19 protein-coding genes are annotated in these 22,506 nt (G+C 70.2%); 14 read left to right on the plus strand and 5 right to left on the minus strand.

Annotated features, from left to right (window positions below):
• The first annotated feature begins 40 nt into the window (after window positions 1-40).
• Genes EPN98_RS09430 through EPN98_RS09455 form a run of 6 tightly spaced genes read left to right on the plus strand, consistent with a single transcriptional unit; the run spans window position 41 to window position 6,061 of the window.
• Entirely contained in the window at window positions 41-673 is a 633-nt protein-coding gene (locus EPN98_RS09430; RefSeq protein ID WP_293362433.1) for a DUF4129 domain-containing protein, read from the plus strand.
• Window positions 670-1,890, plus strand: a complete 1,221-nt coding sequence (locus EPN98_RS09435; protein ID WP_293362434.1) for a hypothetical protein — start codon at window positions 670-672, stop codon at window positions 1,888-1,890. Before EPN98_RS09430 ends, EPN98_RS09435 begins: the two co-directional genes overlap by 4 nt.
• Window positions 1,877-2,833: a MoxR family ATPase gene (locus EPN98_RS09440; RefSeq protein WP_293362435.1), complete on the plus strand. Its 957-nt coding sequence runs from the start codon at window positions 1,877-1,879 to the stop codon at window positions 2,831-2,833. Before EPN98_RS09435 ends, EPN98_RS09440 begins: the two co-directional genes overlap by 14 nt.
• An 8-nt stretch (window positions 2,834-2,841) precedes the next feature.
• On the plus strand, window positions 2,842-4,155 hold the full coding sequence (locus tag EPN98_RS09445) for a DUF58 domain-containing protein (protein WP_293362436.1): 1,314 nt from the start codon (window positions 2,842-2,844) through the stop codon (window positions 4,153-4,155).
• Window positions 4,155-5,153 (plus strand): stage II sporulation protein M, encoded by a 999-nt coding sequence (locus tag EPN98_RS09450; protein ID WP_293362437.1) that lies wholly within the window; start codon window positions 4,155-4,157, stop codon window positions 5,151-5,153. The genes EPN98_RS09445 and EPN98_RS09450 overlap by 1 nt, the downstream gene beginning before the upstream one ends.
• On the plus strand, window positions 5,150-6,061 hold the full coding sequence (locus EPN98_RS09455; RefSeq protein ID WP_293362438.1) for an RDD family protein: 912 nt from the start codon (window positions 5,150-5,152) through the stop codon (window positions 6,059-6,061). The genes EPN98_RS09450 and EPN98_RS09455 overlap by 4 nt, the downstream gene beginning before the upstream one ends.
• A 13-nt stretch (window positions 6,062-6,074) precedes the next feature.
• Here the strand turns inward: EPN98_RS09455 and EPN98_RS09460 are convergent, their stop codons facing one another.
• Window positions 6,075-6,893, minus strand: a complete 819-nt coding sequence (locus EPN98_RS09460) for a hypothetical protein (protein ID WP_293362439.1) — start codon at window positions 6,891-6,893, stop codon at window positions 6,075-6,077.
• A 93-nt stretch (window positions 6,894-6,986) separates the two neighbouring features.
• Here EPN98_RS09460 and dgcA point away from each other — a divergent pair, with 93 nt between their 5' ends.
• From dgcA to EPN98_RS09475, 3 genes are read left to right on the plus strand one after another with little or no spacing between them, the layout of a single operon-like run.
• On the plus strand, window positions 6,987-7,988 hold the full coding sequence (gene dgcA, locus EPN98_RS09465) for an N-acetyl-D-Glu racemase DgcA (protein ID WP_293362440.1): 1,002 nt from the start codon (window positions 6,987-6,989) through the stop codon (window positions 7,986-7,988).
• 60 nt (window positions 7,989-8,048) lie between these two features.
• Window positions 8,049-9,860, plus strand: coding sequence for a tetratricopeptide repeat-containing sulfotransferase family protein (locus tag EPN98_RS09470; RefSeq protein ID WP_293362441.1), 1,812 nt, complete (start codon window positions 8,049-8,051; stop codon window positions 9,858-9,860).
• A gap of 40 nt (window positions 9,861-9,900) precedes the next feature.
• Entirely contained in the window at window positions 9,901-12,222 is a 2,322-nt protein-coding gene (locus tag EPN98_RS09475) for a TonB-dependent receptor (protein WP_293362442.1), read from the plus strand.
• A gap of 142 nt (window positions 12,223-12,364) precedes the next feature.
• Here the strand turns inward: EPN98_RS09475 and EPN98_RS09480 are convergent, their stop codons facing one another.
• Window positions 12,365-13,216, minus strand: a complete 852-nt coding sequence (locus EPN98_RS09480) for an enoyl-CoA hydratase-related protein (protein WP_293362443.1) — start codon at window positions 13,214-13,216, stop codon at window positions 12,365-12,367.
• 90 nt (window positions 13,217-13,306) lie between these two features.
• Between EPN98_RS09480 and EPN98_RS09485 the strand changes: the two genes are divergently transcribed.
• Entirely contained in the window at window positions 13,307-14,665 is a 1,359-nt protein-coding gene (locus EPN98_RS09485) for a chorismate-binding protein (protein WP_366558471.1), read from the plus strand.
• Entirely contained in the window at window positions 14,662-15,441 is a 780-nt protein-coding gene (locus EPN98_RS09490) for an aminotransferase class IV (RefSeq protein WP_293362444.1), read from the plus strand. Before EPN98_RS09485 ends, EPN98_RS09490 begins: the two co-directional genes overlap by 4 nt.
• Here EPN98_RS09490 and EPN98_RS09495 read toward each other — a convergent pair.
• Window positions 15,422-16,741, minus strand: a complete 1,320-nt coding sequence (locus EPN98_RS09495; RefSeq protein ID WP_293362445.1) for an aspartate aminotransferase family protein — start codon at window positions 16,739-16,741, stop codon at window positions 15,422-15,424. The genes EPN98_RS09490 and EPN98_RS09495 overlap by 20 nt on opposite strands.
• Before the next feature lie 67 nt (window positions 16,742-16,808).
• The gene (locus tag EPN98_RS09500; protein ID WP_293362446.1) at window positions 16,809-18,077 is read right to left on the minus strand and encodes an MFS transporter; all 1,269 of its coding nucleotides are present in this window, start codon (window positions 18,075-18,077) and stop codon (window positions 16,809-16,811) included.
• A 149-nt stretch (window positions 18,078-18,226) separates the two neighbouring features.
• On the opposite strand from EPN98_RS09500, the gene EPN98_RS09505 reads away from it, so the two are divergent.
• Both EPN98_RS09505 and EPN98_RS09510 read left to right on the plus strand, forming a co-directional pair.
• Window positions 18,227-19,468 carry an LLM class flavin-dependent oxidoreductase gene (locus tag EPN98_RS09505; protein ID WP_293362447.1) on the plus strand — a complete coding sequence of 414 codons (1,242 nt, stop codon included), beginning with the start codon at window positions 18,227-18,229 and terminating at the stop codon, window positions 19,466-19,468.
• Window positions 19,469-19,596: 128 nt separating this feature from the next.
• Window positions 19,597-20,286 carry a PEPxxWA-CTERM sorting domain-containing protein gene (locus EPN98_RS09510; RefSeq protein ID WP_293362448.1) on the plus strand — a complete coding sequence of 230 codons (690 nt, stop codon included), beginning with the start codon at window positions 19,597-19,599 and terminating at the stop codon, window positions 20,284-20,286.
• A gap of 13 nt (window positions 20,287-20,299) precedes the next feature.
• Here the strand turns inward: EPN98_RS09510 and EPN98_RS09515 are convergent, their stop codons facing one another.
• Window positions 20,300-20,905: a CoA pyrophosphatase gene (locus tag EPN98_RS09515; RefSeq protein WP_293362449.1), complete on the minus strand. Its 606-nt coding sequence runs from the start codon at window positions 20,903-20,905 to the stop codon at window positions 20,300-20,302.
• A 104-nt stretch (window positions 20,906-21,009) separates the two neighbouring features.
• Between EPN98_RS09515 and EPN98_RS09520 the strand changes: the two genes are divergently transcribed.
• Window positions 21,010-22,269 (plus strand): cytochrome P450, encoded by a 1,260-nt coding sequence (locus tag EPN98_RS09520; protein WP_293362450.1) that lies wholly within the window; start codon window positions 21,010-21,012, stop codon window positions 22,267-22,269.
• The last annotated feature ends 237 nt before the right edge of the window (window positions 22,270-22,506 follow it).

A 22,506-nucleotide genomic window follows, 5' to 3' on the forward strand; every position in this document is an offset into this window, starting at 1 on the left:
CGCGGGCTCGTCTAGGGTCTGCCGCAACTGGGGAGTGTGCGTGCAGGGGGATAGCGTTGCGGTAGGGGGTGGCCCGGCGGCTGAGGCGAAGTTCGCCGCAGCCCATAAGGCGCTCCTGAACACGCCCGGCGTCCAGTTCGACTTCGCGGCGACGCCGGATCAGACGCCGCCCGACTGGCTGGAGCCGCTGATACAGTTCATCGCCGCGATCGCTCCGGTGTTGCAGGTGCTGTTCTGGGGCGGCCTGGCGGTCGGCGCGCTGCTGATCATCTATTTCGTCGTCCGCGAGATCGCGCCCGAGAGCTGGTTCCGGGGCAAGAAGACCGTGGTGCCGATCACCGATTGGCGGCCTGACGCGGGCAGGGCCCAGGCGCTGCTGGAAGACGCCGACCGGCTGGCCGCGGACGGGCGGTTCGACGAGGCGATCCACATCCTCCTGTTCCGGTCGATCGACGACCTGGTGACGCGCCGGCCGGGCGTGGTGCAGCCGGCCCTGACCAGCCGCGACATCGCCACCCTCAAGGTGCTGCCCGAGGACGCCCGCGCCGCTTTCGCCCGGCTGGCCCAGGCGGTCGAGCGAACGTTCTTCGGCGGGCGGCCCGCGGACGCCGACGCCTTCTCGGTTGCGCGCGCGGACTACCAGGCCTTCGCCTTTGCCGAGGGCTGGCGATGAGCGCCGTCGCCGACCAGCCGGCTCCGGGCCCCGCGTTCTCGCCCAAGGTGATCATCGCCCTGGTGCTGGTGGGCCTGGTGGCGATGGCGGGCCTGGCGGTGCTGTCGGCCTTCGCGCCCGACCTGCGCTCCGGCAACGATGGCCGCGCGCACGCGCTGTCGAAATCGGCCATCGGCTTTGCCGGAGCGCCCATTCTGCTGAAGGCTCTTGGCGCGCCGGCGGTGGTCAGCCGCATCCGGCCCACGCGGCCCCAGGAGGCGGTCGTGGTGCTGACGCCCGACGCCAGCCTGAGCCCCGAAGAACTGCAGGCCTATCCGAAGGGGCCGCTCACCCTGATCGTGCTGCCCAAGTGGGTCGCGGCGCCCGACCCGATCCGCAAGGGCTTCGTGCGCAAGGTGACCACCATCGTGGACGGCGACGGGTTCGAGCCGATGCTCGGGGCCTACGCCAAGACGACCCGCATCGCCCATCCAAAGGGCGTCTACCGCTGGACGCTGCGCGGCGAAGGGCCGTTCGCGGGGCAGACCCTGCCGCTCGGGCCCATCGACCGGCTCCAGACGCTCTCGGGCGAGGGCTGGGCGCCGGCCCTGGTGGACGGGCAGGGGCGCATGGTCCTGGCCTATTCCCGCAAGACCCCCAGCATCTGGGTGCTGGCCGACCCCGACCTGATCAACAACCACGGCCTGTCCAGCCGCGACACGGCCCGCGCCGCCGCCGCGATCTTCGAGACCGCGCGGCAAGGCGAGCGGCCGATCACCTTCGACGTCACCCTGAACGGCTACGAGCGGAGCCGCGGCATCTGGCGCACCATGCTGGAGCCGCCATGGCTGGCGGCCACCCTGATCGGCGCGGCGGCGGGCCTGCTGATGGGCGTCCACGCCCTGGCCCGCTTCGGCCAGCCGCGGCGGCGCGAGCGCGCCTTCGCGCTGGGCGCCCGGGCGCTGGTGGACAATTCGGCCGACCTGGTGCGGATGGCCCGGCGCGAGCACGAGCTGGCTCCGGCCTATGCCGCCCTGATCCGCGGCCTCGTTACGCGCGCCGGCGGCGGGCATGCGGCCGACGAGCACTGGCTGGAACATCTGGCGGAACGCCGCGGGGCGACCTCGCCCGGCGAGTTGGCCGCCGAGGCCGATAAGGCCAAGACCCGCGACGACCTGCTGGCCGTCGCGCGCAAACTGTACGACTGGCGAGGGGAGATGACGCGTGAACGTCGCTGAGGTGAAGGTGCTGGCCGACCAGGTCAGGGCCGAGGTCGGCAAGGCCATCGTGGGCCAGCACGACACCATAGACCTGCTGCTGACGGCGCTGTTCGCCCGCGGCCACGTGCTGCTGGAGGGCCCGCCCGGGGTGGCCAAGACCTACCTGGCGCAGAGCTTCGCGCGCACGCTGGGGCTGGACTTCGGCCGCATACAGTTCACCCCCGACCTGATGCCCGCCGACATCATCGGGTCCAACGTCTTCAACTTCCAGACTTCGACCTTCTCGCTGACCGAAGGGCCGCTGTTCTGCGAGCTCCTGCTGGCCGACGAGATCAACCGCACGCCGCCCAAGACCCAGGCCGCGTTGCTGGAGGCCATGCAGGAGCGTCGCGTCACTATCGACGGCAAGTCGCGTGCGCTGTCGCCCAGCTTCATGGTCGTCGCCACGCAGAACCCGCTGGAGCAGCAGGGCACCTATCCGCTCCCCGAAGCCCAGCTTGACCGGTTCCTCTTCAAGCAGACCCTGGGATATCCCGGTCGCGAGGAAGAGCGCCGGATCGTCGCCGAGTACGGCGCTCAGAGCGGTCACGCCGACCCGGCCGACCGCGGCGTGGGACGCGTCGCCACCGCCAAGCAGCTCGCCGAGGCGCACGAGGCGGTCGCGGCCGTGCGTCTGACCGACGAGATCGTGGGCTATGTGCTGGACCTGGTGCGCTCCACCCGCGAGACGCCCGACCTCTCCAGCGGCGCCTCGCCCCGCGCGGCGGCCCAGCTGGCGCTATCGGCGCGGGCCCGCGCGGCGCTGGACGGGCGTGACTATGTGATCCCCGACGACGTGAAGGCGCTGGCGCTCCCGGCGCTGCGCCACCGGGTGATCCTGTCGCCCTCAGCCGAGATCGACGGCCGCCGGCCCGACCAGATTCTGCAGACGCTCGTCGACCTGGCCGCGGCTCCCCGGTAGCGGCCGCTTTGCGACTCTACCCCACCCGCCGCGCGATCGCGCTGATGGCCGCAGGGGCCGCTCCGGCCCTGGGCGTCGCTCTGGTCGCGCCCGGCCTGTGGACCGCGGCGGCGGCGTGGATCGTGCTGGCCATCGGTCTGATGCTGGCGGACGCCCTGCTGGCGGTCTCACCGCGCGGGCTGGATCTGGCCATGGCCGCGCCGCGCGTGGTGGGGGTCGGACGGCCCGAGACAGCGCGACTCACCGCCGCCTTCGCCAAGGGCGGCCCGCGCGAGATCGAGCTGGCGGTGGGCGTCAACGCCCGTCTGACCGCGGTTCCCGACCGCCAGGTCGTGCGCACCCATGAGGGCCGCGCCGAGGCCGATGTGCGGCTGGACCCCTTGCGCCGGGGCGAGGGCCTGATCGAGGGATTGTGGGCGCGGTGGCGCGGGCCTCTGGGCCTGGTCTGGCTGCAACGGCATGAGCCGGCGCTTCCGCCATTGGCGATCACGCCCGACGTGGCCGGCGTCAAGGAGCAGGCCCTGCGCCTTTTCGCCCGCGATGCGCCGCTTGGCGCCAAGCCGCTGACCGACGCCGGCGAGGGCTCGGACTTCCATGCGCTGAAGGAGTTCCAGACCGGCATGGACCTGGGCGACATCGACTGGAAGCAGTCGGCCCGGCACGCCAAGCTGATCGGGCGCGAGTACCGCACCGAGCGCAACCACCATATCCTGCTGGCGCTGGACACCGGCCGGCTGATGAGCGCGCCCGCGGCCGGGCTGCCGCGCATCGACCGGGCGATCAACGCGGCCCTGTTGCTGGCCTTCGTCAGTCTGCGGATGGGCGACCGCGTGGGCCTATTCGCCTTCGACTCGCGGCCGCGCCTGGCCAGCGGTCTGGCCTCGGGCCCGGCGGCCTTCCCGCTGCTGCAGCGGATGTGCGCCCAGATCGACTATTCCGCGGAAGAGACCAACTTCACCCTGGGTCTCACGGCTCTGGCCGGCCGTCTGGATCGCCGCGCGATGGTGGTCGTCTTCACCGATTTCGCCGACGCCACGTCGGCCGAGCTGATGGTCGAAAACGTGGCCCGCCTGATGCGCACGCACCTGGTGCTGTTCGTGGTGTTCCGCGACGAGGAGCTCGACAGCCTCGTCAGCCGCGCGCCGGAGACGCCCGACGACGTCTCCCGCGCCGTGATCGCCGAGCGGCTGGTCAGGCAGCGCGAAGGCGTAATCGGTCGCCTGAAACGCCTGGGCGCCCAGATCGTCGACGCGCCCGCCGATGGCCTGGGTCCGGCGCTGCTGAACGGCTACCTGGATGTGAAGCGGCGGGGACTGGTCTGATGGCCGAACTGCAGCTCAAGAGCTGGCGCTTCCGCGCCGAGCGGGAACAGGACTGGCGACGCCTCGAGACCCTGCTCAACAAGGCCGAGACGCAGGGCGTCGAGCGGCTCAAGCGCGACGAGCTCCTGGAACTTCCGCTGCTCTATCGCCAGGCGCTGTCTTCGCTGTCGGTGGCCCGTTCGATCTCGCTGGACCAGAGCCTGACGGCCTATCTCGAGACCCTTTGCACCCGGGCCTACTTCTTCGTCTACGGCGCGCGGACGCGGTGGCCGCAGCGGGTGGCGCGGTTCTTCGTTCGCGACTGGCCGGCCTCGATACAGGCGCTCTGGCGCGAGACGGTGGTGTCGTTCCTGCTGATGGCGGTCGGGACCGTGGCGGCCTACGTGCTGGTGCTGCGCGACGCCGGCTGGTTCTTCAGCTTCGTGGATCCCGAGCTGGCCGGGGGGCGCGATCCGATGGCGACGACCGCGTCGCTGCGCGAGACCCTGTACGACAAGCCCGATGCGGCCGACGGCCTGGGCGCCTTCGCCACCTTCCTCTTCACCCACAACGCCCAGGTGGCGCTGTTCGCCTTCGCGCTGGGTTTCCTGCTCTGCCTGCCGACCGCGGCGCTGATGCTGATGACCGGCGGGATGCTCGGGGCGTTCGTGGCCCTGTTCGCCTCGCGCGGGCTGGTGGCAGAGGAGATCGGCTGGCTGATGATCCACGGCACGACCGAGCTGTTCGCCATCGTGATCGCCGGCGCCGCCGGGTTCTCGATCGGGTGGGCGGTGGCCTTCCCGGGTGCGCGCAGCCGGGTCGACGCCGCCGCGGAAGCGGGCCGCCGGGCCGCCACCGCCATGGCTGGCGTGGTCTGCATGCTGGCGGTAGCCGGCGTCCTGGAAGGCTTCGCCCGCCAGCTCGTCACCAACGACATCGCCCGCTATGCGATCGCCGGCGTCATGCTGGCGGGCTGGCTGGCCTATTTCTACTGGCCCCGCACCAAGGTCCCGGCATGACGGCGGTCGGAAAGCCCCTGCAGGCCGCCAAGCCGGCGAAGGCCAGGAAGCCGCCGCGCGAGCCCTTCGACGGCTGGCGCGAGCTGGTGACGCCGGAAGGGGTGGACCTGCGGCTGCGGGTGGGAACGTACGCCGAGCGTGGGTTGGCCCTGCTCCTCGACTTCCTGATCATCACCGGCGTGCTGGGCGTGCTTACGATCGTCCTGCTGATCGTGGCCTTCGCGACGCGCGTCACCTGGATGAACGAGGTCGTGGCGATCGTCTGGCTCCTGGGCATGTTCCTGGGCCGCAACTTCTACTTCTTCTGGTTCGAGGCCCGGCAGCGGGCGGCGACGCCGGGCAAGCGGGCCATGGGCCTGCGGGTGATCACCGCCGACGGCGGGGCGCTGACCGCCGACGCCGTGTTCGCGCGCAACGCCATGCGCGAGGTCGAGGTGTTCCTGCCGCTGACCTTCTTCCTGGCCCAGGGCGAGGGGGTGGACGCGGCGCTGGTCGGACTGGGCGCGATCTGGGGCGGCGTGCTGGTGCTGTTCCCGCTGTTCAACCGCGACCGTCGCCGGCTGGGCGACCTGGCCGCCGGCACGATGGTGGTGAAGCAGCCGAAGGTCCGCCTGCAGTCCGACCTCGCCGACACCGAGCGCACCGCCTCCAGCGGCATCGCCTTCACCGGGCCCCAGCTCGACGCCTATGGCATCAAGGAGCTGCACGTCCTGGAGGATGTGATCCGCGTGGGCGATCGCAAGGCGATGACCGAGGTGGCCGCGCGCATCCGCGCCAAGATCGGTTGGGACGGCGGCGACATCGCCGACCGGACCTTCCTCAACGCCTATTACGCCGCCCTGCGCGCGCGCCTGGAGAGCCGCCTGCTGTTCGGCCGCCGCCGTAAGGACAAGTTCGACGTCGACTAACGGGACGTTGCGGCTAGCTGAAGATCTCGGCCAGCCACTGCGGACCAGCGCCGTCGCGCAGGCGGCGAAGTTCGACGTACAGCACCGCAATCAGGGTGGCGCCCAGGATCGACGAGACGGTCTGCTGAATGACACTGATGCCGATGTTCACGGGATTCAGCGCCGCCTGAAGCGGGTTTGTCAGGGCGTCGGGGTTGGCGAACAGCGCCGCCGCGGTGATCGCGCTGGCGATCGCGCTGACGACGATCAGGATCACGAGCAGCACGACAAACAGCCCGAAGATGGCCCAGCGGTTGCCGCGGGTGAGGTCTGCGGCGCGGCTGAACGACCCGAAGATGCCGGTGCGGTCGGCGACCAGCGACGGGATCGCCACGCACCATGCGCAGGCGATCATGATGCCCGGGACCAGCAAGAGGATCATGCCGAAGCCCACGGCGAGCGCGAACAGTATGCTGACGACGATCACCGGGAGGAAGCTGCGTAGACCGTTGGCCAGGGCCTCGGCGATGTTCGGCTTCTGGCCGTTCAGGTCCTGGACCGTGGCGTAGATCAGCGCCCCCTGCAGGATGGCCGTCGTAATGATGGCGGCCAACGATCCCATCCCGGCGCTGGCGATCAGGCCGGGACCCATCGTGATGTTGCCGCGGGAGAGCTCTTCCATGTTGCTGCTGACCCAGCCCACCTGCACAAGGGCCAACAGCAGTTGAGGCAACCCCGCCAGCACCAGCCCCAGGATCGTGAAGGTCGCGAGGTTGCGGCCCAGCACCTGGAACGTCGTCTGGAGAACCACCCCGATATCGAGCTTGCGGGATTGGATGGCTTCTGCGGTCATGGCCGGGCTCCCGGTGGCGGCTTTGCGGACGATGGTAATCATGGGTTGTGGCGCCTGTCGACGCGCGCGAGAGCCGGCGCCGGATCGGCCCGTATGAGCCTGGAGCTTGGCGTTCACAGCGAGCGGCTGAGGCTGCGCGCGCCATTCCGCATCTCGCGCGGCGTGAAGACCCATGCCGAGGTCGTCGTCGCCGGACTGCGGGCCGAGGGACAGGCCGGTTTCGGCGAATGCGTGCCCTATTCGCGCTATGGCGAAACCCCAGCGTCGGTCCATGAACAGCTGATGATGGCGGGCGCGCGCCTGGCGACGGGAGAGTCGGCGCGGGCGGTGGTTGACGGGCTCCCGGCCGGGGCCGCGCGCAATGCGCTGGACTGCGCGCTCTGGGACCTGGAGGCGCGGCTGGGTCTGGGCGATGTGGCCGAGCGGCTGGGCCGCGCGGCGCCCGGCCCGATGGCGACGGCGGTGACGATCAGCCTGGACACCATCGCCGCCATGACCGCGGCTGCGGCGCAGGCCTCGGACGCGCCGTTGCTGAAGGTGAAGCTGGACGCCGACCAACCGGCCGAGCGGCTGCACGCCGTCGCAGCGGCCGCGCCGGGCGCGCGTCTGATCGTCGATCCGAACGAGGGGTGGACGCTGTCGGTGCTGAAGGCGATGGCCGACACCATCGCGCGCCTGCCTGTGATGATGGTCGAGCAGCCGTTGCCGGCGGGCGAGGATGCGGGCCTGGCGGGGCTGTCCTACCCGGCGCCGATCTGCGCCGACGAGGCGGTCCACACGGCCGACGATGTGGCCCGGGTGGCGGACCGCTACCAGGTCATCAATGTGAAGCTGGACAAGGCTGGAGGGTTGACCGCGGCCCTGGCGATGGCCGATCGGGCGCGCGAGCTGGGGCTGGGCGTCCTGGCCGGCTGCATGGTGTCGAGTTCGCTGTCCATAGCGCCCGCCATGTGGATCGGCGCGCAGGCGGACGCCGTCGATCTGGACGGTCCCTGGTGGCTTGTGGACGACCGGGCGGGCGGCTGTCGCGTCGAGCGGGGCGTGCTCTATCCGCCACAGGGGGGCTTCTGGGGTGTGTCGGGCGCCCGCCCTTGAGTTGACACCGTCAGCGCATCATCCGTTCATCGCCCTGCAATATTTCACTTCGGAGACCCCGTGGCTGGCGCGGCGGCAGAGACGGTCGGAACCCTCGAGGTCGCCCTCGAGCACGCCGCGCGCCTGCTGGCGGCGGACGCCGTGGCGGCCGAGGCCCAGGCCCGCGAAATCCTGAAGTCGGTGGGCGAGCACCCCGGGGCGCTGCGCCTGCTGGCCGCCGCCCTTCGTCGCCAGGGCGAGACCGAGGCCGCCGAAGCCGTCGACCTGCGCGGCGTCCGCGCCTCGGTGGGCGATCCGGCGCTGGTTCAGGCCGCCCGAGCGCTCTGCGACAACGACCTGCGGGTCGCCGAGCACACCCTCCGGGCGGTGCTGAAGGCCCGGCCGACCGATGTCGCCGCGATCCGCATGCTGGCCGAGACGGCCATGCGGCTGGGCCGTTACGACGACGCCGAGAACCTGCTGGCGCGCTGCGTCGAGCTGGCGCCCGGCTTCACAGCGGCGCGGCACAACTACGCCACCGTCCTCTACCGCCAGAACCGGTCCGAGGCGGCCATAGCCCAGATCGACCGCCTGCTGGCCGACGACCCGCGCAATCCCGGCTACCGCAACCTCAAGGCCGCCGCGCTGGCCAAGATCGGCGAGTACGACCAGGCGATCGAGCTTTACGGCGGCGTGCTGAAGGACCAGCCCGGTCAGGCGAAGGTCTGGATGAGCTATGGCCACGCGCTGAAGACGGTGGGTCGGCAGGCCGAGGCCATCGAGTCCTACCGCCGCTGCGTGGCGATCGCGCCGCAGTTCGGCGAGGCCTGGTGGAGCCTGGCCAATCTCAAGACCGTGCGCTTCGACGACGCCGACATCCTGGCGATGGAGATGGAGCTGCGTCGCGCCGACCTGGGCGAGGAGGACCGGTTCCACCTGGAGTTTGCGCTGGGCAAGGCGCGCGAGGACCGCGCCGACTATGAGGCCAGCTTCGGCCACTATCTGCGCGGCAACGCGCTGCGCCGCGAGTCGCTGGCCTATGAGGCGTCCGAGATCACCGGCCAGGTGCAGCGGGCGAAGACGGTCCTGACGCCCGAGCTGTTCGCCGCCCGGGCGGGCCAGGGCTGCCCGGCCCCCGACCCGATCTTCGTCGTCGGCCTGCCGCGGTCGGGGTCCACGCTGGTGGAGCAGATCCTCGCCAGCCACTCGCGCGTCGAGGGCACCCAGGAACTGCCCGACATCATCGCCCTGGTCCGTCGCCTGGGCGGGAAGGCGCGCCGGGCGTCCGAGAGCCGCTACCCCGAGGTCCTGGCCGAGTTGTCGCCCGACGATCTCGCGGCCCTGGGCGGGGAGTACCTCGATCGCGCCCAGGTGCACCGCAAGCTGGGCCGGCCGCTGTTCATCGACAAGATGCCCAACAACTGGACCCACGTCGGGCTGATCCACCTGATCCTGCCGAACGCGAAGATCATCGATGCGCGGCGCCATCCGCTGGGTTGCTGCTTCTCGGGCTTCAAGCAGCACTTCGCCCGCGGTCAGGGGTTCACCTACGATCTGACCGACATCGGCCGGTACTACAGCGACTACGTCGCGCTAATGGCGCACTTCGACGCAATTCTGCCCGGCCGGGTCCATCGCGTGATCTATGAGCGCATGGTCGCCGATCCCGAAGGTCAGACCCGAGCGCTGCTCGACCACTGCGGCCTGCCGTTCGAGGACGCCTGCCTGCGCTTCTACGACAACGATCGCGCCGTGCGCACCGCCAGCTCCGAGCAGGTGCGCCGGCCGATCTTCACCGACGCCGCCGACCACTGGCGGAACTACGAGCCCTGGCTCGGCCCGCTCAAGGCGGCGCTGGGCCCGGTGCTCGACGCGTACCCGGATGCGCCTTGAACCCTGAGGCGCGAACTCTGTTTGTTGGGGGATTGTGACTATGACGGATCGAACGTCGCGGCGCGCCGCGCACTGGTCGATGGCCTTGCTGACGACAACCATGCTGACGGCGGTCGCCGGGCCGGCCCTGGCCCAGACCGGCGAAGCCCAGTTGGAGGAACTGGTCGTCACCGCTCAGAAGCGGTCTGAGAATCTTCAGGATGTGCCGATCAGCATCCAAGCGATCGGCAACGACCGCCTCGAGGCGCTGCAGGTCTCGGACACCAACGACTACGTGCGCTTCATGCCCAGCGTGACCGCGCCCACCGGCGCTCCGGGCTTCTCGAACTTCTACATGCGCGGCGTCGCCTCGGGCGAGAACAACAACCACTCGGGCCCGCTGCCCAGCGTCGGCGTCTATCTCGACGAACAGCCGGTGACGACGATCACCGGGCCGCTGGACGTCCACGTCTACGACATCGCCCGCGTCGAGGTGCTGGCCGGTCCGCAGGGCACGCTGTACGGCGCCAGCTCGCAGGCGGGCACGATCCGCATCATCACCAACAAGCCGTCCACCCAGGGCTTCGAGGCGATGTACGACCTCGAGGTCAACAGCGTCGCCCATGGCGATATCGGCTATGCGGCCGAGGGCATGATCAACCAGCCGCTGGGCGATCGCGCCGCGGTGCGTCTGGTGGCCTGGGCCCAGCACGACGCCGGTTACATCGACAACATCCCCGGCTCGTTCGTCTTCCCGACCGGCAACATCCGCGTGAATAACGCCAGCCAGGTCGAGAACGACTACAACGAGGTCGACACCTACGGCGCCCGCGCGGCGCTGAAGATCGACCTGGACGACAACTGGACGGTCACGCCCGCCCTGATGGGCCAGCGCACCGAGGCCGACGGCGGCTTCGCGGCCGACCCGACCCTGGGCGACCTCAAGGTCCGCCGCTACTACCCCGAGGGTTCGGACGACAAGTGGGCCCAGGCCGCGCTGACCATCGAAGGCAAGGTCGCCAACTTCGACATCCTGTACGCCGGGGCCCACATGCGCCGGTGGATCGACACCGACAGCGACTATTCCGACTACAGCTACTTCTACGATGTGACCGCCGGCTACGGGGCTTACACCACCGACAACGCGGGCAACTTCATCAACACGTCGCAGTACATCCAGGGCCGCGACTACTTCAAGAAGACCAGCCACGAGTTCCGGATCGCCAGCCCGGCCGAGAACCGCTTCAAGGTCGTGGCGGGCCTGTTCTATCAGAAGCAGACCCACAACATCGAACAGCGCTACCGGATCGACAAGCTGCAGGACCTCATCGAGGTGCCCGGGTGGCCCGACACCCTGTGGCTGACCAAGCAGCTGCGGACCGACCGCGACTACGCCGCCTTCGTCGACGGCACGTTCGACATCACCGACAAGTTCGCCATCACCGGCGGCATCCGCTTCTTCAAGTACAAGAACTCGCTCGAGGGCTTCTTCGGCTTCGACAAGGACTTCTCGTCCCGGACCGGGGTCGCGGCCTGCTTCAATCCCACCGCGATTGTGAAGGGCGGGCCCTGCACCAACGTGGACAAGACCACAAAGGGCGACGGCCACACCTACCGGATCAACGCCACCTACAAGGTGACCGACGACCACATGGTCTATGCGACCCTGTCGACGGGTTTCCGGCCGGGCGGCATCAACCGCCGCGGCACGCTGCCGCCCTACGACGCCGACTTCCTCAAGAACCGCGAGGTCGGCTGGAAGACCAGCTGGCTGGACAACCGCCTGCGGTGGAACGGCGCGATCTTCTTCGAGAAGTGGAACGACTATCAGTTCTCGTTCCTGGGCGCGAACGGCCTCACCGAGATCCGCAACGGCGGCAAGGCCAAGATGAAGGGCGTCGAGTCCGACATCAGCTGGCTGGTCGCCGACGGCTTCACGCTGAACGGCGGGATGGCCTACACGGACGCCGAGCTCAACCAGGACTACCGGCCGTCGCCCACGTCTCCGATCGAGGCGCCGAAGGGAATCTCCCTGCCGGTCACCGCCAAGTTCAAGGGCAACCTGACGGCCCGCTACGAGTGGACGTGGAACGACATGGACGCCCACGTCCAGGGTGCTCTGGTCCACACCGGCTCGGCGTTCCCGGATCTTCGGACCGCCGACCGCGCCGTGATCGGCAAGCTGCCGGCTTCCACCACGTTCGACTTCGCGATCGGCGTGGACAGCGGGAGCTGGCGGGTCGAAGCCTACGCCAAGAACCTGTTCGACGACGACGGCCAGAACGACCGCTTCGTCCAGTGCGCCGCATCGGTGTGCTCGCGGGTCTACACGATCCCGATCCGCCCCCGCACGATCGGCGTGAAGGTCGGCCAGACGTTCTAACGACCACACGCGTGAGCCCCTTCTCCCCTCGCGGGAGAAGGCGGCCTCGCGGCGAGCCTCAGGGCCGCCATGGCGCGTCCCGTTCGTGTGGTTCGTGGACAAACAAGACAGCGCCTGCGGCGCGCGCGGCGCGGCCTCGGGATTACACGAGCTTCGTCCACGCCTCGGGCATGTCGGTGGATACCTTGCCAGGGAACTTGGGCGGGCGCTTCTCGAGGAAAGCGGCGACTCCCTCCTTCACGTCCGGACCCGCGCCCAGCACCATCGACAGGTGGCCGTCGATCGCCAGCGCTCCGTCCGGACTGTCCTCGCCGGCGAACTTCCACAGCATCTGACGCGCCAGCGCGATCGACACCGGCGCGGTGTTCTCGGCGATCAGCAGCGCCAGCTCGCGCGCCCGGGGCAGCAGCTGGTCGGGCGGGACCACCTCGGCCAGCAGGCCGCCGGCCTGCGCCTCGGCCGCCGATAGCAGGCTGCCGGTCAAGCACCACTTGAGCGCGGTGGGCAGGCCCACGAGCTGGGGCAGGAACCAGGCGCTGCCGGCCTCCGGCACCAGCCCGCGGCGCGCGAAGACGAAGCCGATCTTGGCGCCCTCGGCGGCGATGCGGATATCCATCGGCAGAGTCAGCGTTGCGCCCACGCCCACGGCCGCGCCGTTGATCGCGGCGATCGAGGGTTTGCGGCAGTGGAAGATGGCGCCCACGAACCCGCCGCCGCTCTGCCGCGGGGCGTTGGGCGCGGCGAAGGCGACCGAGCCCTCCGCCTTGGTGTCGAAGGCGCCCGAGCCGCCGGATATGTCGGCGCCGGCGCAGAATCCGCGCCCCGACCCGGTCACGATCACCACCCGCACGTCGTCGTCCGCGTCGGCTCGCTCGAACGCCTGCTGCAGTTCGGCGCCCATGACCGCGGTGTAGGCGTTCAGCTTGTCGGGCCGGTTCAGCGTGATCGTCAGCACCGGGCCGTCGACCTCGTACAGGATCGTCTCGTAGGCCATCGACGGTGTCCTCCCTCTTGTTTGGCCCATCACGCGCGCTTTACGAGGCGGCAGGTCAACAGCGCGCGGATGCGCTATAGGCCGCGATGAATGTGGAGCCGCCCCGCCAAAGCGTCCGACCCAACCCGCCGCGACCTCGCCTGCGTCGCCATGCGCGCCACCGCCTGGGCCGACCCGGTCGAGGTGGCTGCGGCCTTCGCCGATGAGACCTACGCCTGCGTCCTGCTGTCGGCCGACGGCTGGAGCTATGTGCTGCGCGCGCCCGACGTCGTGGCGGAGCAGGGGGCCGATCTGCCCGGCCTTCTGGGCGAGTTCGCGTCCCTGGCCGACGACCCCCCTTTCCAGGGCGGCGTGGTGGGCCTGGCGGCCTACGAGTTCTCGGCGCAGCTGGAGGCCACAGCCCCGCAGGCTCGCGGCGGCGATTGGCCGGACCTGACCCTGATCCGCTATCCGGCGCTGCTGGCCTTCCATGCGAGCCAGCGCCGCGCGCTCGCCATCGGTCGCGGGGCCGACCTGCGCGCCGCGGCCGCGGCCGCCGACTTCGCGCTGAGCTGGCTGGACATGCCGAGACCCGCGCCACGCCTTGGTGCGCTCGCCGGGGCGATCGTCGTGGGCAAGGCCGACGACCAGCATGCCGCCGCCGTTCACGAGACCGTGGGCCGCATCGCGGCCGGCGAGATGTTCCAGGCCAACCTGGCCCGGCCGTGGCGCGGGTCGCTCGCCGCCGGCGCGACGCCCTTCGACCTCTTCCGCCGGCTGGCCCACCAGAGCGCCGCTGGTTACGCGGCCTACCTGCGCCTGCCGGGCCGTGCGCTGGTCTCCAACTCGCCCGAGCGGTTCCTGTCGGTTCGCCCGCAGGTCGATGGCCTCTGGGCCGAAACCGATCCGATCAAGGGCACCCGCCGGCGCGGCGCCGATCCGGCCGCCGACGCCGCCCTCGCCGCCGAGCTGACCGCCAGCGAAAAGGATCGCGCCGAGAACCTGATGATCGTGGACCTGATGCGCAATGACCTGGCGCGCGTCAGCGTGCCCGGCACGGTGCGCGTGCCCGAGCTGTGGGGACTGCGCAGCTACGCGAACGTCCATCATCTCGTCTCCAGGGTCCGCGCGCGCCTGGCGCCCGGCCGCTCGGCCTGGGAGGCGTTCCTGGCCGCCTTCCCGCCCGGGTCGGTCACCGGCGCGCCCAAGCTGCAGGCCATGAAGGTGATCGCCGACTATGAGACCCCGCGCGGTCCGTACTGCGGCAGCCTGTTCTGGGCCGGCGTCGACGGGGCGCTGGAGGCCAGCGTGCTGATCCGGACGGTGGCGCTGCTCGAAACGGCGGCAGGGTGGACGTTCGAAGCGCGCGCCGGGGGCGGGATCGTCGCCGACAGCGATCCACACGCCGAAGTCGCCGAGACCACGGCCAAGATTGGCGCCATCCTGCGGGCGCTGACGGAGCCTGCATGACTGAGATCGCCCTCGACGATCGCGGCTTCACCCTCGGCCACGGCCTGTTCGAGACGGTGCTGTGGGCGAACGATCGGCTTGAGCACTGGGACGACCACGTCGAGCGCATGGCCCGGGGCTGCCGCGCCCTGCGCCTGCCCGCGCCCGACGGGGAGGCGATGCGCCGCGCCGCGCTGGTCGCGCTGGACGCCGTGGCCAGTCCGCCGCGCGCCGCCGTGCGGCTGAACTGGAGCGCAGGCTCAGGGGCCCGGGGCCTCGATCCTCCCGAGACGCCGCAGCCGGTCCTGACCGTCACCGTAGCGGTCGCCCCCCTGCCGAAGGGGGGCGTGAGGCTGGCCACCGCGCGGGTGCGCCGCAACGATCGCTCGCCGGCCGCGCGCCTGAAGACCCTGTCCTACATCGACAACGTTCTCGCCCGCGCCGAGGCCCGCGAGGCCGGCGCCGAGGAGGCGCTGATGCTGAACACCGCAGGCGAGGTGGCCTGCGCGGCGGCGGCCAACATCTTCTGGGTGCGCCACGACGAGGTGTTCACCCCCAGCCTGGAATGCGGCGTGCTGGACGGGATCATGCGCCGCCAGGTGATCGCCGCCTGTCACGCCCTGGGCCTGCCGCTGCAGGAGGTTTTCACCAACCTCGGCCGAATCGCAGGCGCGCCGATGTTCATCACCAACAGCCTGGTCGGCGTGCGCGCGGTCGACAGCGTGGACGGCCGCGACCTTCCGAACTCGCCGCTGGTGGCGGCGATCGCCAAGGCGGTCAGTCGAGCGCCGAAATGACCTTGCGCAGCACGGTGACCAGCCGGTCGATCTCGGCCTTGGAGACGATCAGCGGCGGCGACATCGCCAGCGTGTCGCCGGTGGCGCGGATCAGGATGCCGGCCTCGAAGGCCGCCACCATCGCCGCGTAGCCGCGGGCGCCGACGGGCTCTCCAGGCTTCGGCTCCAGATCGATGCCGGCCATCAGGCCCAGGTTTCGGATGTCTGTGACATACGGCGCGTCGCGAAGACTGTGCACGGCCTCGGCCCAGGTGTCGCCCAGCTCGGTCGCGCGTTCGAACAGTCCCTCGCGGCGATAGATGTCCAGCGTCGCCAGGCCCGCCGCGCAGGACACCGGATGGCCCGAGTAGGTGTAGCCGTGGAAGAACTCCATGGCGGTCTCGGATCCGTTGACCACCGCATCATGCACCTCGCGCCTGGCGAACACCGCCCCCATCGGGATCACGCCGTTGGTGATGCCCTTGGCCGTCGTCATGATGTCGGGGGTGACGCCGAACCAGTGGCTGGCGAACGGGGCGCCCAGCCGCCCGAAGCCGGTGATCACCTCGTCGAAGATCAGCAGCACGCCGTGCTTGTCGCAGAGCGCGCGCAGCCGCTCAATGTAGCCCCTGGGCGGCACGATGACCCCCGCCGACCCGGCCACGGGTTCGATGATCACGGCCGCCAGGGTGTCGCCGTGCAGCGCGACCAGCTGCTCCAGGTCATCGGCCCGTTCGGCGCCGTGCTCTGGCAGGCCCTTGGAGAAGGCGTTCCGTTCGACGTCCAGGGTGTGGCGAATGTGGTCCGACGGCAGCAGCGGATAGATGCGCCGGTTGTTGACCAGCCCGCCGGCCGAGATGCCGCCGAAGCCCACGCCGTGATAGCCCTTCTCGCGCCCGACGATCTTGCTCCGGTGACCCTGGCCCCGCGCCCGGTGATAGGCGATGGCCATCTTGATCGCCGTGTCGGCCGACTCCGAGCCCGAGTTGGTGAAGAAGATGCGGTCGAGCCCGGCTGGGGCGATCCCCGCCAGCGCCTGGGCGAAGTCGAAGCTGATCGGGTGGCCCATCTGGAACGAGGGCGCGTAGTCCAGGCTCATCAGCTGCTGGTTCACCGCCGCGGCGATCTCGGGACGCGCATGGCCGGCGTTGACGCACCAGAGGCCCGAGGTGCCGTCGAGCACCTCCCGACCGTCCTCCGAGCGGTAGTACATGCCCTTTGCCGCCACCAGCAGCCGCGGCGCCGCCTTGAACTGGCGGTTGGCGGTGAACGGCATCCAGTGGTTGGACAGGTCCGGTCGGTTGTCGCGGTCGTAGGCCATGGCGCGTATTCCTTGCTGGCCGCACGAAACCAGCTTCGCGGCGGTCTCGCTACCCCTGGAGCCCGTGTCAGACGGCTTTCGGGCCGGGCTCGGCGAATCCGGGCCCCAATCGCCGCGCTGGCCCGCCCAGCATGCCCGTCAGGCCGGCAATCGTCGCGACCAGGCCGCAGACGAGAATGGTGTTGGCGGGGCCGAGCGCCCGCAGGATCCAGGGACCGGCGGCGGTGGCGGCCATCATCGAACCGATGATCGTCACCATGCGCAGGCGCAGGACCGCGGCGTAGTCGTCGCTGGCGAGGCGAGTGGCGAAGAAGGTGGTGATCTGCAGCGTCGCGATACTGTTGCCCACGCCCATCAGCGCCGCGGCCGCGGCCAGACCTGCCACCAGCCACGCTGTCGGCGCCCCGGCCAGCACGATGGCGACCGCGCCCATCACCGACAGGCTGGCCCCGATCATCACATAGCCCTGGAACAGCCGCCTCAGCGGCCGCTTCGGGTGGGTCAGCACCAGCAGGGGCGTCGAGACGATCTCGGTCGTGGCGCCCACGCCCATCACGATCGCCAGTCCGGGCAGCCCGACGCCGCCCTGGACGAACAGCAACGGCACGGCCACCGTGTAGCCCAACGCATAGCCCCCGCCGCGCACGCCGGTGGCGATCAGCACGCTCCACACGCCGGGGCAGGCGCTCGCCGCGTGAACGCCGCGCGCCAGCCTGCGCAGGACGTCCGGACCGGCGGCCGGCGCGCGTGTCTCGCTCTCCAGCCGGCGGCCCATCATCGCCACCGCCAGGGCCGAGGCCAGGAAGGTGACCGCGTTGACGGTGAGCAGGTGGATCGGCGCCATCACCTTCAGCGCCAGCGCCGCCAGGAACGGCCCGGCCGCCTGGGCGATCCGGACGCTGGAATCGAACAGCCCGTTCACCTCGCGCACCTTGCCGGGCGCCACCCGCGGCAGGCTGGACAGGAACACCGGCCGCGCCATGACCCCGATGGCGCTCAAGGCCGCGCTCGAGGCCACCAGCATGGGCAGGCTGAGGCCCCAGGTCAGGCCGGCGAGCACGACCAGGCCGGCGCCCACGGCCGAGACGATCTCGCCCACGACCAGGAACGTGCGGCGTGGGACCATCTCGATCAGCGGCCCTGACACCAGGCTCACCGTCAGCATTGCGGCGGCCTGCGCCGTCACCATGAGGGACGCGTTGGCGCCCGCCATTTCGGCCGCCAGCCAGATCGCGCCCACGCGGAACAGCTCGCTGCCCACCGCCGACAGCGACAGGCCGCTCCACAGGACCCGGATATCCCGGTCCTTCAACAGATCCGCGTAGGGGTGCGCCATCGGGCGCGAATCAGGCCGCCGAGTCGGGGCGCCTGTGAATGAGGGGCGGTCCCTCTGTCGTGCAGGAACGGCTTGCCTTCCGTGGGGTGGCGGCGGGAAGGTGGCCGGCAGATGATCGGCGAAACAGCCGGCGGGCGGGAGGACAGGCGATGCGCTTCGGGATCTTCTACGAGCACCAGCTGCCCAAGCCCTGGAACCCCGGCGACGAGGCCCGGCTGTTCCACGACGCGCTCGAGCAGGTGCAGCTGGCCGACCGGCTGGGCTACGACTACGCCTGGGAGGTCGAGCACCACTTCCTGGAGGAGTACTCGCACTCCTCGGCGCCCGAGGTGTTCCTGGCCGCCTGTGCGGCGCTGACGAAGAACATCCGCCTGGGGCACGGCATCCGCCAGGTGATCCCCAACTACAACCACCCCGCCCGCACCGCGGAGGGCCTGGCGACGCTGGACATCATCAGTCACGGCCGCCTCGAGTTCGGGATCGGCGAGGGGGCGACCCGGCTCGAGCTGGGCGGCTTCGGCATCCCGGCGCGCGAGAAGCGGGCGCTGGCGCTGGAGGCCGCCGAGCAGATCGCCAACATGATGGTGATGGAGCCTTATCCCGGCTACGAGGGCCGCGGCTTCTCCTTCCCCTGCCGCAACGTGCTGCCCAAGCCGATGCAGAAGCCGCACCCGCCGATGTGGATGGCCTGCACCAACCGCGACACCATCAAGGTGGCGGCCCAGAACGGCGTCGGCGCCCTGGCCTTCTCGTTTCTCGATCCCGAGGAGGCGAAAACCTGGTCCGACATCTACTACGGCATCATCAAGTCCGAGGAATGCCGCCCGATCGGCCACTTCGTGAACGCCAACCTGGCCATGGTGTCGAACTTCTCGGTCCACCCCGACCGCGACGAGGCGATCCGGCGCGGGCAGGAGGGCTTCGAATTCTTCTCCTACGCCGTCAACGCCCTGGTGGCGCACGACGTGCTGCCCGGCCGCTCGACCCTGTTCGAGGACTTCCAGAAGAGCCGAGCCGCGTCCGATGACGAGATCATCGCCGCCCGCAACGCCGCCAAGCACAACGCCAACGGCATCGGCACGCCCGCCGATATCCGCGAGCACATCGCAGCCTTCCAGGCCTCGGGCGTCGATCAGGTGGTGTTCCTCCAGCAGGCCGGCCGCAACCGCCACGACCACATCTGTCAGTCGCTGGAGCTGTTCGCCGCCGAGGTGATGCCGGCCTTCAAGGCCCAGGCCGCCGAGCGCGAGGCGAAGAAGGCCGCCGACCTCGCGCCCTATCTGGAGGCGGCGATGGCGCGGAAGCGCTGGATGGCCCCGTTGGAGGACCACGAAATCCCGGTCGTGCCGGCCTCACGCGCAAAAGCTCAGGTCAACGAGTCGGTTCGCTGAAACAAATCGCCTCGCCGCCGGGTTTACCGTTCGGGGCGGGGTGTCGCTGTTCGCCGAACTGAGGTTCGGCCTCACTCCTCCCCAACTGCGCCAACGCATTCGTTGGTCATGGGCTTTGGGGTGCTGACATGAAACTCTCTCGTACACTCGCACTGGGTGCGACCGCGGCTGCGCTGGCGTTCGCTGGCCAGGCGCAGGCGATCACGCTGGGCGCCTACGAATTCGACGACACCGAATTCGGCGACACGCTGCTGGAAAGCGACGGCGGCGCGTTCTCGGCCACCAACTGGCTGAACACCGGCAACGCCGATCCGGGCAACCCGGGCTATCTCACGGGCGCCAGCTTCGAGACCGGCATCGCCAACATCGGCCTCGGCGGCCGGCCCACCTACACGATCGGCTACACGGGCGGCGTCGACAACGACGCGGGCTTCGACCTGGGCATCGTCACCGCCCGCTACTCGACCAGCGACTCGATCACGCTCGAGCTCTCGCTCGACGGGATCAACTTCTTCGCCCCGATCAACCTGGGTCCCGGCCAGGCGGTCGCGACCGGGGTGAGCAAGAGCTACTTCTACGGCGGCGGCGGCCCGTTCGGCGCCGAGCTGTTCGTCACCTCCCTCGACCTCAGCGACTACGGCTTCGGCGCCGGCGACACGCTGAAGGCGGTCCGCATCACCGGCGCGCCCGAGCTGGACCTGATCCGCGCCGCGGGCTTCGGCGCGGCGGTGCCGGAGCCGGCGACCTGGGCCCTGATGATCATGGGCTTCGGGCTCGCGGGCGCGGGCCTGCGTCGACGCCGCACGGCGATCGCCTAGATCCTGGCCGGCGCTATCGGGCGGTCCAGCTGGGCTGCCCGATGGCGTCGGTGCGGCACGGGCGGCCGTGCAGGCAGACCTCGCGGAACTGCCACAGCCAGGCGGCGGTGGGCGCGTTCACCCAGCCGCCCCGCGCGTACATCCGCAGCAAGGGCGGCCCGCCGGCCGGGTTCTTCACCCGCTTGGGCGCGCGGGGATGGTCCAGGTCGCTCAGCGGCACGAACCACGCGGCGTGCACCTCCTGAGGGTTCGGGATCAGGGTCACCGGCGTCGGCGTCCAGAACACCACCGGCGTCACCACATGCCCGCCGAGCGTCAGGAAATCGTCCAGCAGGCCCAGCGCCGCCTCGCGCGGCAGGCGCACGCCCACCTCCTCCTCGGTCTCGCGACGCGCCGCGTCGATGGCGTCCTCGCCCATGTCCACATTGCCGCCGGGCAGGGCGTAGTTCCCGGCGCCCCGGCGCATATGCAGCGCCCGGCGGGTGAGCAGGTAGGCCGGCCCCGTCTCGGTCGGATTCAGGACGATGGCCACGGCCGCGCGCCGGCGGCCCGTGGGGTCCAGCGCCACCCGCTCGAACCCCGCCAGGTTCGTCTCGATCCGCACCCGCAAAGCATCCATGCCGCAAGCCTAGCGCAGCTTCCCCAGCGTCGCGCACCGCATACCGCGTTTGGCGAACTCGCCCGTTGGGTCCATGGTAGCGACAAAGGCGAGGAGGACATGCGATGGCGGACGGTGCGAACACCCTTCGGGATCAGGCGCGGGCCGAGGCTTATGCGCTGCCGCTGGAAGACCTGAACCCCGGCGATCCCGAGCTCTTCCGCACCGACCGCCACTGGCCCTATTTCGAGCGCCTCCGCGCCGAGGCGCCGGTCCACTGGTGCAAGGACTCCGAGTTTGGTCCGTACTGGTCCGTAACCCGCTACAACGACATCATGGCCGTCGACACCAACCACCAGGTGTTCTCGTCCGAAGCGGCCCTGGGGGGCATCACCATCCGCGATGCGCGGCCCGACCTGCGCCGCCCCAGTTTCATCGCCATGGACCCGCCCAAGCACGACATTCAGCGCAAGACGGTCAGCCCCATCGTGGCCCCCGCCAACCTTGCGCTGATGGAGCCGATCATTCGCGAGCGGGCCGGCCGCATCCTTGATGAACTGCCCGTGGGCCAGACCTTCGACTGGGTCGACCGCGTCTCGATCGAACTCACCACCCAGATGCTGGCCACGCTGTTCGACTTCCCGTTCGAAGAGCGCCGCAAGCTCACCCACTGGTCCGACATCGCCACCACCCTGCCGATCAAGGGCGGCCTGGTGGAGACCGAGGAGGAGCGCCAGGAAGAGCTGATGAAGTGCCTGGCCTACTTCACCGACCTCTGGAACGAGCGGGTGAACGCGCCGCCCAAGGGCGACCTCGTCTCGATGATGGCCCATTCCGAGGCCACCCGGAACATGACGCCGGACGAGTACCTCGGGAACGTCATCCTGCTGATCGTCGGCGGCAATGACACCACCCGCAACTCGATCAGCGGCGGCCTCTACGCCCTGAACAAGTTCCCCGGCGAGTTCGACAAGCTGCGCGCCAACCCCGGCCTGATCCCCAACATGGTCCCCGAGATCATCCGCTGGCAGACGCCGCTGGCCCACATGCGCCGGACCGCCCGCGAAGACACCGAGATCGCCGGCCAGCCCATCAGGAAGGGCGACAAGGTGGTCATGTGGTACGTCTCGGGCAACCGCGACGACAGCGTCATCGACAACCCCGACGTCCTGCTCATCGACCGCGAGCGCCCGCGCCAGCACCTGTCGTTCGGCTTCGGCATCCACCGCTGCGTGGGCAACCGCCTGGCCGAGCTCCAGCTCAAGATCGTCTGGGAAGAGATCCTCAAGCGCTTCCGCCACATCGAGGTGGTCGGCGAGCCCCGCCGTGTCCGCTCCAGCTTCGTGAAGGGCTACGAGACCCTGCCGGTGGTGATTCACGGGTAGGGGGCTCCCCCCCAGCCATAACGACTGTCGTGGAGAGTGCGGTTCGGCGCGGCCGCGACGAGTTGTGCTCGACCCTGACGCTGCAGGCGCCGTCGCGATGTCGGCGGATGAGGGCGACGTGCAACGTCATGCCCTTCGCGATCTCGGCGCAGGCTGCGGGGTCTTTCTCGTGCACGACGGAAGTCGCCCCGTGCTGGCATCCCGCCAGCAGCGCGGCCATCAGGCCGGCTGCCGCCG

Origin of the sequence: Phenylobacterium sp. (assembly GCF_004299445.1) — a bacterium.
Taxonomy (GTDB): domain Bacteria; phylum Pseudomonadota; class Alphaproteobacteria; order Caulobacterales; family Caulobacteraceae; genus Phenylobacterium.

Coding starts and splice junctions, on each gene's coding strand:
- EPN98_RS09475 (WP_293362442.1), top strand. CDS start 9,901: ATGACGGATCGAACGTCGCGGCGCGCCGCGCACTGGTCGATGGCCTTG.
- EPN98_RS09520 (WP_293362450.1), top strand. CDS start 21,010: ATGGCGGACGGTGCGAACACCCTTCGGGATCAGGCGCGGGCCGAGGCT.
- EPN98_RS09505 (WP_293362447.1), top strand. CDS start 18,227: ATGCGCTTCGGGATCTTCTACGAGCACCAGCTGCCCAAGCCCTGGAAC.
- EPN98_RS09455 (WP_293362438.1), top strand. CDS start 5,150: ATGACGGCGGTCGGAAAGCCCCTGCAGGCCGCCAAGCCGGCGAAGGCC.
- EPN98_RS09435 (WP_293362434.1), top strand. CDS start 670: ATGAGCGCCGTCGCCGACCAGCCGGCTCCGGGCCCCGCGTTCTCGCCC.
- dgcA (WP_293362440.1), top strand. CDS start 6,987: ATGAGCCTGGAGCTTGGCGTTCACAGCGAGCGGCTGAGGCTGCGCGCG.
- EPN98_RS09490 (WP_293362444.1), top strand. CDS start 14,662: ATGACTGAGATCGCCCTCGACGATCGCGGCTTCACCCTCGGCCACGGC.
- EPN98_RS09480 (WP_293362443.1), bottom strand. CDS start 13,216: ATGGCCTACGAGACGATCCTGTACGAGGTCGACGGCCCGGTGCTGACG.
- EPN98_RS09515 (WP_293362449.1), bottom strand. CDS start 20,905: ATGGATGCTTTGCGGGTGCGGATCGAGACGAACCTGGCGGGGTTCGAG.
- EPN98_RS09485 (WP_366558471.1), top strand. CDS start 13,307: ATGTGGAGCCGCCCCGCCAAAGCGTCCGACCCAACCCGCCGCGACCTC.
- EPN98_RS09460 (WP_293362439.1), bottom strand. CDS start 6,893: ATGACCGCAGAAGCCATCCAATCCCGCAAGCTCGATATCGGGGTGGTT.
- EPN98_RS09500 (WP_293362446.1), bottom strand. CDS start 18,077: ATGGCGCACCCCTACGCGGATCTGTTGAAGGACCGGGATATCCGGGTC.
- EPN98_RS09450 (WP_293362437.1), top strand. CDS start 4,155: ATGGCCGAACTGCAGCTCAAGAGCTGGCGCTTCCGCGCCGAGCGGGAA.
- EPN98_RS09510 (WP_293362448.1), top strand. CDS start 19,597: ATGAAACTCTCTCGTACACTCGCACTGGGTGCGACCGCGGCTGCGCTG.
- EPN98_RS09495 (WP_293362445.1), bottom strand. CDS start 16,741: ATGGCCTACGACCGCGACAACCGACCGGACCTGTCCAACCACTGGATG.